Origin of the sequence: Roseomonas aerilata DSM 19363 (genome assembly GCF_000711725.1) — a bacterium.
GTDB classification, from domain to species: Bacteria; Pseudomonadota; Alphaproteobacteria; order Acetobacterales; family Acetobacteraceae; genus Roseomonas; species Roseomonas aerilata.
Genome location: NZ_JONP01000072.1, coordinates 1 through 13,318, shown reverse-complemented (window position 1 = coordinate 13,318; position 13,318 = coordinate 1). Strand labels below are relative to the sequence as shown.

Genomic DNA, 13,318 nt, shown 5'->3' with positions numbered 1-13,318 from the left:
AGCGCCTCCCTCGTGCGGGCCAGGGCGACCGAGGAGATCAGCCGCACGTCGAAGCCGGCCTGCACCAGCCTCCAGGCGAGCGGGCGGTGGTAGTGGCCGGTCGGCTCCAGGCCGACGGTCACCGGGCGCTCCAGGGCGTGCAGCTCTGCCACCAGCCGGTCGTGCTCGGCGCGGGTGTTGGTCACCGTCATCCTGCGGCGCCGCCGGGCCTCGGGCAGCTCGATCAGCACCTCGTTCCTGACCTTGGCGACATCGATGGCGACAAGGACAGCAGTAGGGGTGTGGGCTGGCACTCGGTCATGGCCAGTTGGCTCCTCTCCGTGTGGCTCGACACCATCACTGTGGAGGCTCGCTGGCCAGCCGTGGCAGCCTTTGAACCGGGTCATACCCCGATCCGGCTCATCCTTCCCGATGTGCTATGGGCTGGAATTCGTCTCGAGGGTGCTAAACCGCTGGGCCTTTGAGCGCGGTGTGACGCTCGACTTCTCTCGACCGGGCAAGCCGACCGACTACAGCCTCATCGAGTCCTCCAACGGGCGGCTGCGGGACGAATGCGTGGACACGCATTCGTTCTTAACGCTGCAGGATGCCAGGGCCAAGATCGAGGCTTGGGGCGGAACTATAACGTATCCCGGCTTCACAGTGCTCTGGGGCACCTGACGCCCTTTGGAGCTTGATGCTCAGGCGGCCCGAGATGGCCCCTGAAGAAGTCGGAAGGCTCTCCCGTGAGCCGGACCAGATCCGGGTACAGGGTCACCAGCCTGAGAACTTGCGTATGTCCCGGATCAATGTTGGGGCGCAGACCAACCATAACCGGTCTCACTTTACCGGCGGACCGCTTCTACGGGGGAAGGTCAGTACAACCGACAGGCGCAGCAGGCCCCCAGCTGACTCGTACCGACGTCTTGCAGGACATTACGCAAGGCCGTGTTACTGAACAGAACATGAAGGCCGAGTGGAGCTTTTAACCCTTTGCTTGAAAAGGATTTCTTGCAATCGGCACATGTTCACGTTAACGAGAGGGACCAACTGAGCAAGATGCCGGACAGTTCCTAAATAAGAGACAGAAGCACCATGACGCTCGTACTCGTCGGCAGCTTGCTGAGCATGATGTTTACGGCCGTCATTGCGGCACTTATTGAGCTGGCACGATGCACCTCGGCTGAGCTCGTGGAGGCGGCAGCAGCTACTGTCGACGAAACGATCACGACGGTGCTCCCCCAAGTGGGAACGTAGCCGATCCGAGCACGGCGCCCATTCCACCGAACCTTCGCAGTGCTCATTTGAAGGCGGCCTAAGGGCAAGACTAGTTAGTGTTGTCTGCCGATCGTAGTATATCGCATCCATCCAAAGCCTGCAGCGGCGAAGGATTCATTCAAGGATTAATCAGGAGCCTGCATAGCTTTATTGCCTACGAAGCGGGGGAGGTGAATAACGACCGCGGTTCCAACATTAGGCTGGCTGTCGATCGTCACCCGACCACCTGCTTGCGCTGCGAAGCCAAACACTTGGTAAAGCCCTAGGCCGGTCCCTTTACCTGCTTCTTTGGTGGTGAAGAACGGTTCACTGGCACGCGCGGCAACCTCGCGGGACATGCCCATACCACTATCCTTGACGATGATCTGCACAAACTCATCGCCCAACACCGGTAACGAGGTCGAGGCGCTCCGACCTCCGCGGCACACCTTCGCGGTCTCAATAACAAGCACGCCTCCTTTTGGCATCGCGTCCCGAGCGTTGATCACGAGATTAAGTACGGCGATTTCAAGCTGGTTCGGATCCGCCAGGACCATCCAGGGCTGCTCCGCAAGGGCAAATTCAACTTTGGCCTTTGTTGAGGCGGATTGATGAATTAAGTCGGACAGTTGGCCAATAAGTACGTTCGGGTCGATTGGCTGCGGATCACGTGGCTGCTGGCGTGAGAACGTGAGGAGGCGCTGAGTAAGGGCTGCAGCTCGCCGAGCGCCGCTCCGGCTTCGCTCTAATCCCTGGCTTGCCCGATCCAGCTCCAGGTTCTTGAGTGATCGCTCGGCCACATCCAGATTACCGAGGATGATCATCAACAGGTTGTTGAAGTCGTGCGCCACGCCGCCGGTAAGGTGCCCGAGAGCCTCCATCTTCTGCGCTTGGCGAAGTTGGTCCTCAGCTTGGCGGCGCGCTGTGATATCAGTGTAGAGGGTAACGAAGCCGCCACCGGCCAGGGGGTTGCGCCGCAGCTCTAGAATTCGACCATTCGGCCGCTTTCGCTCGATGGTTCCCGAACTCGCACCGGCCCTCAGGAGCGCCAGACGTCGCGCTACTTCGGTATCCACGTCGACTTCCCCAAACTCGCCGGCGCAAGCCTGGGAATAAAGGATGTCCTCAATGGGCAGGCCGATTCGAAGCAGCTGCTCAGGAACGCCGGTGAACTCCGGAAACCGCGCATTCCATTCTACCAGGCGCAGATCTCCGTCTATCATCATGACCCCGTCACTCATGCCAGCAAGTAGTACGCGGAGACGGTCGGCCTTTACGCTAGGTGGCTCAACGTCCACTAAGGCATGGTCTGACCCGGCCGACTCAGCCTCGCGCGTGCGAAGCACGCCGGCTGAGCGCCGCAAGCGGTGCTTAGCGACTGATAGCAAAGCCGAGGTAGCGCGCCTCCATCGAGACACAAGGGAGCCTTTCAATCTTTGGGCGGTCGGCGAACAGCCATTGGCTCAATGTCCGCTTTAGAGCTACCAGCGGCAGCCAAACCGACGTCAATTAAAAAAGTTTGTGGCTCCGGATCTCAAGCACTGCGGTACTGCACAGCAAGGCCAGATGTCCATTTCCCGATCAACTCGATGAATTGCCTGCATAGCTCGTTCTCAGTTGCACATCTATCGATTTCGGTTGCGAGGTCGTGTCGACATTTGAACTATCCGATATCGGACAGGCGTTGATGGCCGCTGCTAGTTGTGTCTGTGAGTACGGTTTGCACAGGAGCGTTAGCCCGAAGCGCAACAATTCTGAATGTTCCGCGTACCCGGCCCCGATCATTACGTGTAGTGTCGGACGAAGCCTCCGCAGCTCGGCGGCCAAGTCCATGCCGGTCATCGTCGGCATCACCTGATCCGTAAGGACCACTTCTACATCCTCATTGCTATGAAGAAGTTCCAGCGCCCGCTGGCCGGACTGCGCCTCCAGCACGCGGTGTCCCATATCCTCTAGCATGGACACTGTGGTGGAGAGGACTAACGGATCGTCGTCGACCACCAGCACAGCCCGACGATTGCGGCTTGCGAGCGGCGACCCGTTAGCTGCCGTGCTTGAATCTTCTATTTGTGTCACCTGAAGCCCAAACTTAGCCCCAGGCAGCCATAGTTCGGCAGTCGTACCCCTACCCTTCTGACTTCGTAAAACCAAACGGCCACCGGATTGCTCTGCCAGCCCGTGGACCATGGACAAGCCCAGACCTGTCCCCTTGCCAACGCCTCTGGTCGTGAAGAAAGGTTCTACGCAGCGCGCCAGCGTCCGCTCGTCCATGCCCTCTCCGGTGTCGGTGACACTCAGTACCACGTAGGTACCCACGTCTAACTCGCCGGCTTCTCCCTCATGGAGGTACTCATCGCGAGCCCTAATGGAGAGATCACCTTGGCCTTGCATCGCGTCACGCGCATTCATCGCGAGGTTCAGCAAGGCGAGTTCAAGCTGGTTCGCATCGACAAGTGCTCGGGGCAGCGCCGAGGGAAACCGGGTTAACACCCGCACGCCGGCTCCAAGCGAGCTGCGGAGTAGGTCGGCCATGCCGCAGACCAACTCAGCTAGGTTCACCGCACGGGGCCGAAGCGCCTGTCCTCGGCTGAACGCCAGCAGCCGCTGTGTAAGGGAGGCACCACGTTGTGCCCCTTGAACGGCATTCTCCAACAGGCGCGCCGCTTTCTCGTCCCCGGCAGGCAGGCGCTTGCGCAGCAGTTGCAAGCTGCCCAGCACGGCCATAAGTAGGTTGTTGAAGTCGTGCGCGATACCGCCTGTAAGCTGCCCGACGGCTTCCATCTTCTGCGCTTGTCGCACCCGCGCCTCGGCCGCTTCACGCTGCGCGGTTTCACGCTGTAGATCAGTTAAAGCTTCCCGCAGGCGTTGCGTCGTTGTCCTCTCCGCCTGCACTCCTCGCAAAGCAAGCAAGGAGATCCGGAGCAACAGGACCGCGGCCATGCACGCAACTGCGCCGTACAAGATAAGGTTCCCGCGCCAGCGGCTGAGCAGCACTGCCTTGTCTACGCCGAAGATCACGTAAACGGGGTACCGGCCTACCTTGCGGAAGGCGTAGGCGCGCTCGATGCCGTCCCTTCTTGACAAACCTGAGAAGGATCCACCCGCCGGCGTGACGGCCATCTGGCGCAGGAACGGGCTGTCTGAGGAAAGGCGGGCCTGACCTTCGGCGTAGAAAGGCTTGCGAGCGAGGATTTCGCCATCCGATCGCAGGAGCACCGCCGCCTGGCCATTTCCGGGTGCAGCCCCGGCATAAGTGTTCGCGAAATACTCAGGACTGAGGGCAAGGTGAATAATGCCGTCGAACTGACCGTCTGGCGTAGATCGCCGCCGGCTGATGGCGAAGCTGGCCACTCCCGTCACCCGCCCCCAGAACGCCACACTGACGTAATTGCCGGCGTTCCGCTCCCGCTGCACTTGGAAAAAGTCGCGGTGGGCGATCGTCATTGCAGCGTCCCACGGCTGACTGCCTGCGCGCACAACACCCTGCGCGTCCGTGACCCAAATTGAAACCACCTGTTCTAGCGACGCCTCAAGTTCGGCCAAGAACGCGCTCGTCTCCGATGCTGCAATCTCGCTCCAGGTCGTGCCTCGGATCCGGTCATCCACGCGCCCGAGGACGAGTTCACCCGTCTCAAACACCTTACGCGCGTGCTCATCCATGACGTTCGCGGTGCGCGCTATGCGCTCCGCGCCGTCCTGGAGCACGTCTCCCCGGTTGTGCAGGGCAGCAGCAGTAAATAGCCCGGCAGGGCCAAGGAGAGAGGCTGCCACCAGCAACTGATGCAGGCGCAGAGAAGGGATGTTGCGGGCTCCAATCGTGACGTAAGGAAGTTAATCTCTCAATGAGACCTACCGAGCGGAAGTCGCCCAGTTAAGCGGATCGGGTGCAGCTCGATCGATTTCTGCAACCACTATGGCTTGAATGTCACAGCGCTACTAAGCACCACCCGACCCCGCTTCGATCCCGGATCGCTGGCGTCAACATGGAGCGGGCCAGACCCGATCCAGGCTGTCGTCGAATTTAGGCCTTATCGATTTCAACCCGCTGGCAAGGGGCGTTGGGAGCATGCAGGCGTAGGCATGTGCAGCCCCGTCCCAGAGAATGTTCGAGCCCGGTTTCTCTCGCTGCTCCAACTTTCCACGAGACAACTTTTCTCTGGCAGGTTGGTATCGCGTTTCTCCGTGTATTCCGGACTCACTTTCCGCAAATAGCCTGATACTTCGAGTGCGGAACGAGCGCCGTTCTCTCTCCAGAGGGACCGTTGTCTCCGAAGCTTGGGACTTGGGCGATTTAGTCCCCAAGGTTTAGTGCTTGTAATCGCTTGACAGCCACTCTTCGCCGTTGCCCGGAGTTGGTGTTGCTGTCGCCTGGGCGATTGCCTCTGGCGCGCAACCTTCGCCTTCATGCCCGGGCTTTCGTTACGCAATCTGCAAGCCGAGCAAAGCGACATGGCCTCGTGCACTGCGCCGTTCTCGCCAATAGCATTCGCGACGCTCGCCGCTCCGTCCCGCGATGCACTTCAGGACGTGAGTGTGTCGCCCGGTAATCTCATACGGGAAGGAAGCACGCGTGAGTGTCGGCTGCAGCAACAGCCATGGTTAGGCTCGGTCGGCCCGAGAGGGTCAACTACATGCCACCTGGCCAGCGGAGCTGCCGGCATCAGTGGAGCACATTAGCCAGCGCACCGCGCAGGCTGTCCCGATATGCTGGTCCAAACTCGAGGTCCGCGGTGATAACTGTCGGCCCTGATACGACGCAAGAAAGCCACCACTCCCCCGCAGGCGAGCAGTGGCTTTGTTTACGCTGAACGTCAGGAAGCCTCAGTGCAGACCAAGGCCGGAGAAAACCCCCTCTCCGACCTGCCAGTCGAGTAAGCGAGCCTATTCAGTCGCTCACCGGAGTAACCCCACTCCGTTGAGATCACGTCATCACACTAGGTTATGCTGGTGGATCGCCGTTGGATCATCCCCTCTCCGTCGGCCCCGAGGCTGCAACCCCGATGGCCAATCTCTACTGCTCACGAATTGGTGATTCAACCAAAAGTTATGAACAATCCGCATCCGCTCCGACCTCGTCGCAATGGGCGGCGGGAGCACAACCTGGTCGGTCGCTGCACTGCTTTCGGACCCACGCGATCAGACCAGCGCCAGATCTGAGATGTAGGGATCCAAGCTGTGAAAGGCCGTCGCTGCCTTCCGGAGTTCCCGGCTGGCATGCGCCCAGTACAGCACCGTCACCGCAAAGGCGTCCGCGACCAGCCGCTTCACGACGGGCTCGTAATCGCCGTTACCCGTCACTAGCGTGATGCGGTCGCGCCTAGCATGGCCAAATCGGTAGGCATCCCGGCACAGGCGGGTGACCAAGCTGATGTCGGCGCGCTTCTCTTTCCTGCCAAAGCCCCGCTCCACCGTGACCACCTCGAAGCCTGCACTCGCGGCATGGCGCCACAGGCCCTCGTTGCTGTCGGTGACGCTGCCGAACACCACAGCCCTCGTCTCGCCCTGCGCCTGCCGGAGCAGGGTCATGAAGCGGTAGAGGTCCAGCCGGTATTCGAAGTCGAGAACCCCACGCTGCCGGCTGTCCTCCAGGCTGCGCGCCATGCCCTTTGCCACGGCGCTGACCTTTTGCCCCTCGATGAACAGGTTGCTGCAGTCCACATAGGCGAGATGGGTCGCACGCGGTCCTCGCTGGGCGCTCCGCAGTCTCGTGGCTGAGAGCCCTGCCCGCCTCGACGGCTGTGTTTCCGCCCAGCTGCCGGTTCTCAGGCGTAAGCGGCACCCGCACCAGTCGATATAGGCGACAGGCGCTGGCGGGGGGTCTCGCGCGCGGTGGCGGCGCCCGGCTCCGCCGTCACGGCGATGCCGAGCAGGGCGGCGGCATTGTGCAGGATGGAGGAGGACTGGGTGTCACCGTGCTCGGCCGCGTACTCGGACAGGCATTGCAGTGTGGCCAGGGTGGCGCGCAGCTCGCGCTGGAAGCGGTCGTCGGAAGCGTGGCTCGGCGCCATGGGGGTGTCTCTCGTGTGGAGCAGCCGGTGGGCTGATCATCAGCGCTCTGACGATGGCCGCGTTTTCGTTAACAATCACTATCAAACACAAGCGGATTTCGATTGATAATAAGCTTACTTCCGGGCTGCGGCCGATGTGGCACGACAAGGAGCCCCGCTAAGCTGCTGTTACAAAAGCACGCGCCGATAAATCACGGCCGCGTAATTTTTCCTCGTATGGGCTCTTCCGGCACCCCGTGACGATGTATAATGCCTTCGGAACGAGACTGAAACCCGTCGGCGGAGCCCCCTGAGTGCTGCGACTCCAATCCCCTGTCGAGGAGACCCTGACAGGCGCGCTCCGCACGAGCCTGGAATGGTACCTTGATGGTGTGGATGACCCCGACGCCCGCTGGCTCGCCCTCCAGCAAGCCTTCTAATGCCTTGAACACCAACTCGCCACCGCTCCTGCCCCCACTTCGGGCCTGGGCCACACCAGCAACCATGCGCAGATCACCGCCGCCCTGCGCAGGGCAGCCCGGGAGATCCAGGCGAACCTTGCCGACGCTGGTTCGATGCCACCCAGTGAGGTGGCGATTTACCGCTTGAACTGACGTCCACACGATCCCTGATGTCCTCGGGGGGTGTGCCACACAGGCAGGCATCACGGCTGACCTGCGCATCTCGTTGAACAGGATACTGCCGTCCACATAGGCGAAGCGGGTTTCACTAGCGAGAAAGAAACTAACTCACTCCCGCTCGACTTCGCCCCAGTCGATCAGCGCCGCCAGTCGGACCAGTTCGTGCCACCCATTGATGATGTCGATCAGGCGTGGACGTAGCAGGTCCGCTTGCTTAGCCGGGCGTCAACGCCGGCTTGCGGCCGGAAGAAGCACAGGCTTTCCCGCCTATCCTATCCGAATTTTGCACTTGCAGAGAGCCAGAACCGATAAAGCTTCGATCCAAATTGGCCTCTTGAGAGTTGTTTAACGCCGCGTCTTTGGTCTGTTACCGCGCCGATGCGGCCAGCGAAGTTTGTCGAATGGCTCTAGCCGCTTCAGGGCGACGTGCTCTTGAGGGCCGGCCCAACTCACTCTCACAGATGACAGAAACCGAAGAAGGGCTAATTTTAATGGACTTTTTGGCGCTGCGCGGCAATGGAACATTAGACCGCACCAAGTAAGACATCAGTAGCGCTCCGACCGCTTCCGCTGAAAGCACCATGCCGCGAGATGCAACCGCGCTTCCGTAGAAGAAGGTGACCACCTCCAGCGCAGGATCGAAATGTACATCCAAGACACGCCCATCTGGCAGGCCTATAGCCCGACCAGCAGCCGGCGCGAGTGCAAGCGCATCCATAACATCCTCTGGGGAAAACTCGATGTGCCGACGATCGATCATCCTGACTCCAATCTGAAATCTTCGTGCGATGCCTTCAAGAGAAGCGCTTTAAAAGCAAAAGGAACTTTTCTCCCCGCGGCTGTTTCGCACGCCAAAGTAGCTCGACGCCGTCCTTAATCGAGTACTTGACACGGCTCGCTTTGTTCTAAAGCTCACTAGATGTTTGGCCATTGTCAAGGCTTGCCTTCAATCCTTGTCACGTGGCGGCACAAACGCTCCGCGTTGTCGGGTCCAATTAGAATTTCCACCAGCCGCAACGTATCCGAGCGCCTCAATAACCCTTCCGAGGTACAACTTGCAAATACCTGCACGATTTCAGCCGCAGCAGACTGAAGCGAAGCATCATACTGATGAGCATTCCCTAAACGTCGGCCACTCCGCTCGATTTTCTTCATTATTCGTGCCGCGCCTTCAATACTCTCAATCGAATTACTTACATTCTTGAGAGAAGCGGAGCCAATCTGCTTTATACGCTCAGCAAAAACCCGCGACGTAAACCTACGATAATTATCACGGCAGACCATTTCCGCCAGATCCCGAATGGCACGGATTTTCTCACGCCGGCCTGACGCCTGCAAGAAAATAGAAGCCTCAAAATCCTCAACAAGAGCGCAGGCCGTTTCAGCCGCAGCAGCAGCCGTTATACCGCCCTCTTCCGTCTCAGCGCATTTTGGAACCAATTCCCGTTTTACTGCCTCAGATAAAAGCCGATCAACAGCCTTCTGCGCTACCGTCCGCACAGAACCCAAACGCAGAGGGATCACATCCAATGCAGCAGAAGCAACACTAGCAGGTCTCTTTGCTCGCGCTAACAGCAAGTGGAGCACAACAGAGCATGCAAGTTCTCCCTCAGTAAGCGGGCCTTCCAAGGCGCGACAGACCAGATCCTTCGGCGGGCCTTCCGCTGCTGCCTGCAAAGATGGCCAGAGAGCGAGACTGTGCCTCCATACAATCGAGCACTGTTCCCTGATCCAGTTGTAGTGGAGTCGACCGAGCCCCGTCTCGCTCCATGAACTCGGCGGCAATTCAGGAACGCATGTTGCCGCTGCCGGCCAGAGGTCCTTCCCAAGAGTTAACAAGGCCGCAGCTTCATTCGCGTTCTGGCCAAAACATCCCGCCTCAATCTCGGCAGCAGAACCGCCCAAGGAACCGCGAACCAGATCTCCTATGATCGTAAGCACCGAGCGAGGAATGCCAGGTTCCCCGGGCACCCATTCTCGGGGGGAGACAATAAGACCATTAAGTGGTGTGAACAATAACCGTGTAAAGCTCAAGGGCCTTGGAAGATCAAGGTCCCGCAGAGTCGGGCGTACTTTTTCCAAAAGCTGGTCTGCCGCAGCGCGGTCGGGCAGTGCATCGATGACGACCAGTGCGCGCGCAAGTCGATCTGGTGATGCGCCAGCCAGAGCGCTACCGAGAAGCCTGACCTCCTGCGGACTTGCTGGCATTACACGAAATTCCTCACGATGAGTTCGTTGCGCTCGATTAACTCGAGAGCACGTCCAGTACGCCAGTCCTCTAGACGAGAAACGAACTTGCTCCGACGTCCCTGCAGTTCCGTGATTTGTTCTTCCTGTCCGCCGATCCAGTTACTCACTTCGAGCGGCATTGTCGGGACCAGTACAGCCATTTCACGAATAGCTGACGATGTGCCAAAGCGTTCTGCAGATTTCCAAATCCCAAGAATAACAGACCAGCCGTCTAGCAACCAGGCCAGCTTACTGGCCTCGCTGCGGTTGCTCTCGGCACTGTCAGTCCATTGGCATAGAAGCGCACGCAGGTCTGTGAGCGACGCCAATAGGTCTTCTAGTATGATGCGGCCGCAGTTGAACGTGAGGAATGCAGAGCGAGCTATGAGTAAGGCAGATCCTGCCTGATGTGGGTCAATTTCGGCTTCACCCCACGCTGCCACCTCTGCAGAAACTTTCTCAAGGTCACTCAGTTGCTGCTGGTACCGCGCATTCGTCGGATTACCTTTCAGACCAATGTCTAAGTACGCGTCAGCGATTTCCTCAAGTGAACTCACGACAATTTCGGAAGGCACTCCGATTTCATCAGCAACGCGCGCAACCGCACGCTTTGCACGAAGCTGCACATTTGCGGGATCGTCAAGTTCCGCTGGTTTTTGGCCCGGTACTGCATGTTCCATCTGCTTAATCAACAGCAGTAGCAGTTTGTAATTTGTGAGCAGCCGCTGGCCACTCAACGCACCGTCAGCGGCGGCGGCCGCCGCCGCCGCCGCGCGGCCTGCCAGACCTTCCTGCACAGCAGCGCGCGTAAGCCGGAGGATAACGCTTGGTGTGACTACCTTATGTTCTGTCAGGACGTCACTGATGAGCCGATCGTGGAGCGTAGGCGTGCAGACGTCACGGATCGCTCGCAGAGGAACAATATAGAGGCCTCTAACTCCTGCAGGGTTAGGCACAGCAAGCTCCAATAGTTGGCGCTGGCCGGGGCGCACACGGCTGCCGAGTAGAACCGGGGTTGTGAACGGCACAGTGACACCGCGCTCGAGGAATGTCGCAGGGCGTGCGTCATGCACTGTATACCGATGAAGTTGAGTTTGGTTGGCTGCGGACATGCTGCAAGCCTGATGGAACCAACCTAAGTCTTGGTAAACACGCTGCCGCTATATCTGGAGTGCGCGCCTGTAGGTGGACAGGCTCAGGCCGCTGTTTTGACCGTCTGCCGGGCATGTTGATCCTCGAACTGCACGGGGCTGAGATAGCCCAGGGCTGAGTGCAGACGCCGTGAGTTGTAGACGCCGTCGATGAACCGCGGAAGGTCGGCGGTCACGCCCTCGAAGGTCTCGTAGGCGGCCAGGTAGACGGCCTCCACTTTGAATTTCTTCATGAAGCTCTTGGCCTTGGCGTTGTCGTAGGGGCTGCCCCGTCGGCTCATCGAACCCTTCAGGCCGTGGGCGGCGAGCAGCTCGCGATGCGCCTTGGATGCGTATTGCGACCCGCGGTCGGAATGGTGGATGCAGTCCTTGGGCGGTGCGCGGTTCCGGATGGCTGCCTTCAGCGCTGCCATGGCGATCCGCGCGTCCATGGAGCGGCTGATGGCGTAGCCGATCACCTTGCGCGACCAGGCGTCCAGGATGGTGGCCAAGTAGACAAAGCCGCCCGGGATGGCGACGTGGGTCAGGTCCACGACCCACAGCTGGTTGGGCCGGTCAGGGACGAGATCCTTGTTGAGGTCCGGAAAGATGAAACCCTCGTGGTCGCTGTCCGTCGTCACTACGTAGCGTCGCCGTCGTTTGGGCTGCAGGCCATGCTCGCGCATCAGGCGCCGAAGCTTCTTGCCATTGACGACGACGCCCTAGTGGCGGAGTGCCGCTCCGATCCGGTGGTACCCGTAGCACTCGAACTCGTCGCAGATGGCGCCGATCCGGACCAGAAGGCTCTCCTCCTCCAGAGGAACGGGGGCCGTGTCGTAGAAAGTCGACCGGGAGAGCCCCATCAGCTCGCACGCCCGGGTGACGGAGAGGCCGCGGGGCCGGTGTGACGATGGAGGTGGTCGCGCTTCTCGGCCGCATACCATGCTTCAAAGCCCCCTTTAGCAGCTCGAGCTCCAGTGCATGCCGCCCGACCATCCGCTCCGGCGCCGCGATCTTGGCTTCGTACTCCTGGATCAGATCAGCCGCCTGGGCGTCCTCATCCAGGGCCCCCGCCTCGAACTTGCCGACCCAAATCCGGATCAGCTGACGTGAAATGTCGTACCGCTTGGACAGAGCATGCAGGGTCTCGCCCCCGATGAACTCCTCGGCCACCTGCCGCTTGAACGCGACCCTGTGGGAACGGTGCCGTGCCATGACTTCCATCCTCCGGAAGCCCAGGCAGGAGGGTCAATCCATCTCGCCAAAACTGTCCACCGGGAGGGGCGCACTCCAATCTGGAGCAAACATTGAATCTGAATTGACCGGGGAAGCCGATGCGCGGAGGCTTCCGCGCTCCCATAGCATGGTAGCGGTAAGCTAACCTCCCCTTGTTTGTCGCATCAGTATTCTGTGCTCATGGAAAACTGTTGCGGTTCCTGCCAAGCGCTGTGGCGCATCACCGTGTGCGAGCCAGGGAGCTTGCCGGGGCGAGCGAAGAGATAGCCCTGGGCGAGCTCGATGCCGAACGAGCGCATGACGGCCGTGTGCTCCTCCGTCTTGACCTGCTCGGCGATCACGCGTGCGCCGACGGCAAGGCTGAGGTCCGCCATGCTGGCGACGAAGGAGCGGTCCCGCTCGCTGCAGACGGCGTTCTGCACATAGGCGCCATCCACCTTCACCCAGTTCACGGGGAAACTGCGGACCTTGCAGGAGGTCGGCTGTAACCTCGTGCAAGGCTACCTTCTGGGTCGGCCCGCCATGGCGCACGCCATCACTGCCCTTTTGACCTCGCAACAGCGGCATGGATCCGGGTGACGCCTGGGCAGCTTCGGTACCACTGGCACGTTGTAACGTTGGTGCATCGATCGGAGCGTTGGACGCATCTCTCCCAGGAGCCCTGGCGATCAGGTGGTGCGCACATACTCCGGGCGACCCAGGTTTAGCATGCGGTTCAGCACCTCGGCCGCGAGGGCCACCTCGGTCGCTTGCCGTCTGTCCGTTTGCGAGCGCAGGCCATCTCCGATGACGCGCTTCCAACGCGACACGTCAGCCTCGACCAGAGCACGCCAGTTGTAGCCAGACGCTCTCTGCCAGC

At 60.1% G+C, this 13,318-nt stretch carries 11 protein-coding genes and 4 pseudogenes; 4 read left to right on the top strand and 11 right to left on the bottom strand.

Annotated elements, in window-relative coordinates; all coding sequences use genetic code 11:
- Window positions 1-293, bottom strand: a 293-nt coding sequence (locus BO39_RS27565) for an IS110 family transposase (RefSeq protein WP_156964040.1), incomplete at its 3' end; no start/stop codon positions are given.
- 127 nt (window positions 294-420) lie between these two features.
- On the opposite strand from BO39_RS27565, the pseudogene BO39_RS33815 reads away from it, so the two are divergent.
- A pseudogene (locus tag BO39_RS33815) lies at window positions 421-677 on the top strand (integrase core domain-containing protein); the annotation flags it as partial.
- Window positions 678-1,074: 397 nt separating this feature from the next.
- Window positions 1,075-1,236 carry a hypothetical protein gene (locus BO39_RS33320; RefSeq protein WP_156964038.1) on the top strand — a complete coding sequence of 54 codons (162 nt, stop codon included), beginning with the start codon at window positions 1,075-1,077 and terminating at the stop codon, window positions 1,234-1,236.
- Between the two features lie 146 nt (window positions 1,237-1,382).
- Here the strand turns inward: BO39_RS33320 and BO39_RS32040 are convergent, their stop codons facing one another.
- The 4 genes from BO39_RS32040 to BO39_RS27545 all read right to left on the bottom strand — a co-directional run bounded on the left by BO39_RS32040 (window position 1,383) and on the right by BO39_RS27545 (window position 7,244).
- A complete protein-coding gene (locus tag BO39_RS32040; protein WP_281175640.1) occupies window positions 1,383-2,534 on the bottom strand; it encodes a two-component system sensor histidine kinase NtrB in 1,152 nt (383 codons plus the stop codon).
- A 283-nt stretch (window positions 2,535-2,817) separates the two neighbouring features.
- On the bottom strand, window positions 2,818-5,007 hold the full coding sequence (locus BO39_RS27555) for a hybrid sensor histidine kinase/response regulator (protein WP_211257593.1): 2,190 nt from the start codon (window positions 5,005-5,007) through the stop codon (window positions 2,818-2,820).
- Window positions 5,008-6,372: 1,365 nt separating this feature from the next.
- Window positions 6,373-6,894, bottom strand: coding sequence for an NYN domain-containing protein (locus BO39_RS27550; RefSeq protein ID WP_043839808.1), 522 nt, complete (start codon window positions 6,892-6,894; stop codon window positions 6,373-6,375).
- A 104-nt stretch (window positions 6,895-6,998) separates the two neighbouring features.
- Entirely contained in the window at window positions 6,999-7,244 is a 246-nt protein-coding gene (locus tag BO39_RS27545; RefSeq protein WP_043839806.1) for a hypothetical protein, read from the bottom strand.
- A gap of 293 nt (window positions 7,245-7,537) precedes the next feature.
- On the opposite strand from BO39_RS27545, the gene BO39_RS35070 reads away from it, so the two are divergent.
- Together BO39_RS35070 and BO39_RS33315 are read left to right on the top strand one after the other, a co-directional pair.
- Window positions 7,538-7,663 carry a hypothetical protein gene (locus BO39_RS35070; RefSeq protein WP_281175639.1) on the top strand — a complete coding sequence of 42 codons (126 nt, stop codon included), beginning with the start codon at window positions 7,538-7,540 and terminating at the stop codon, window positions 7,661-7,663.
- 844 nt (window positions 7,664-8,507) lie between these two features.
- Window positions 8,508-8,741 (top strand): hypothetical protein, encoded by a 234-nt coding sequence (locus tag BO39_RS33315; RefSeq protein ID WP_156964035.1) that lies wholly within the window; start codon window positions 8,508-8,510, stop codon window positions 8,739-8,741.
- Window positions 8,742-8,797: 56 nt separating this feature from the next.
- Here the strand turns inward: BO39_RS33315 and BO39_RS33310 are convergent, their stop codons facing one another.
- From BO39_RS33310 to BO39_RS34085, 6 genes and pseudogenes are all read right to left on the bottom strand, one after another.
- Window positions 8,798-10,072: a hypothetical protein gene (locus BO39_RS33310; RefSeq protein WP_156964033.1), complete on the bottom strand. Its 1,275-nt coding sequence runs from the start codon at window positions 10,070-10,072 to the stop codon at window positions 8,798-8,800.
- A complete protein-coding gene (locus tag BO39_RS33305) occupies window positions 10,072-10,890 on the bottom strand; it encodes a hypothetical protein (RefSeq protein WP_156964031.1) in 819 nt (272 codons plus the stop codon). The genes BO39_RS33310 and BO39_RS33305 overlap by 1 nt, the downstream gene beginning before the upstream one ends.
- Window positions 10,891-11,288: 398 nt before the next feature.
- Window positions 11,289-11,933, bottom strand: a pseudogene (locus BO39_RS27540) (IS3 family transposase); the annotation flags it as partial.
- Window positions 11,934-11,945: 12 nt separating this feature from the next.
- On the bottom strand, window positions 11,946-12,086 hold the full coding sequence (locus BO39_RS33300; protein WP_156964030.1) for a hypothetical protein: 141 nt from the start codon (window positions 12,084-12,086) through the stop codon (window positions 11,946-11,948).
- A 537-nt stretch (window positions 12,087-12,623) separates the two neighbouring features.
- Window positions 12,624-12,914 (bottom strand): annotated as a pseudogene (locus BO39_RS27530) (EAL domain-containing protein); the annotation flags it as partial.
- A gap of 213 nt (window positions 12,915-13,127) precedes the next feature.
- Window positions 13,128-13,318, bottom strand: a pseudogene (locus BO39_RS34085) (IS5/IS1182 family transposase); the annotation flags it as partial.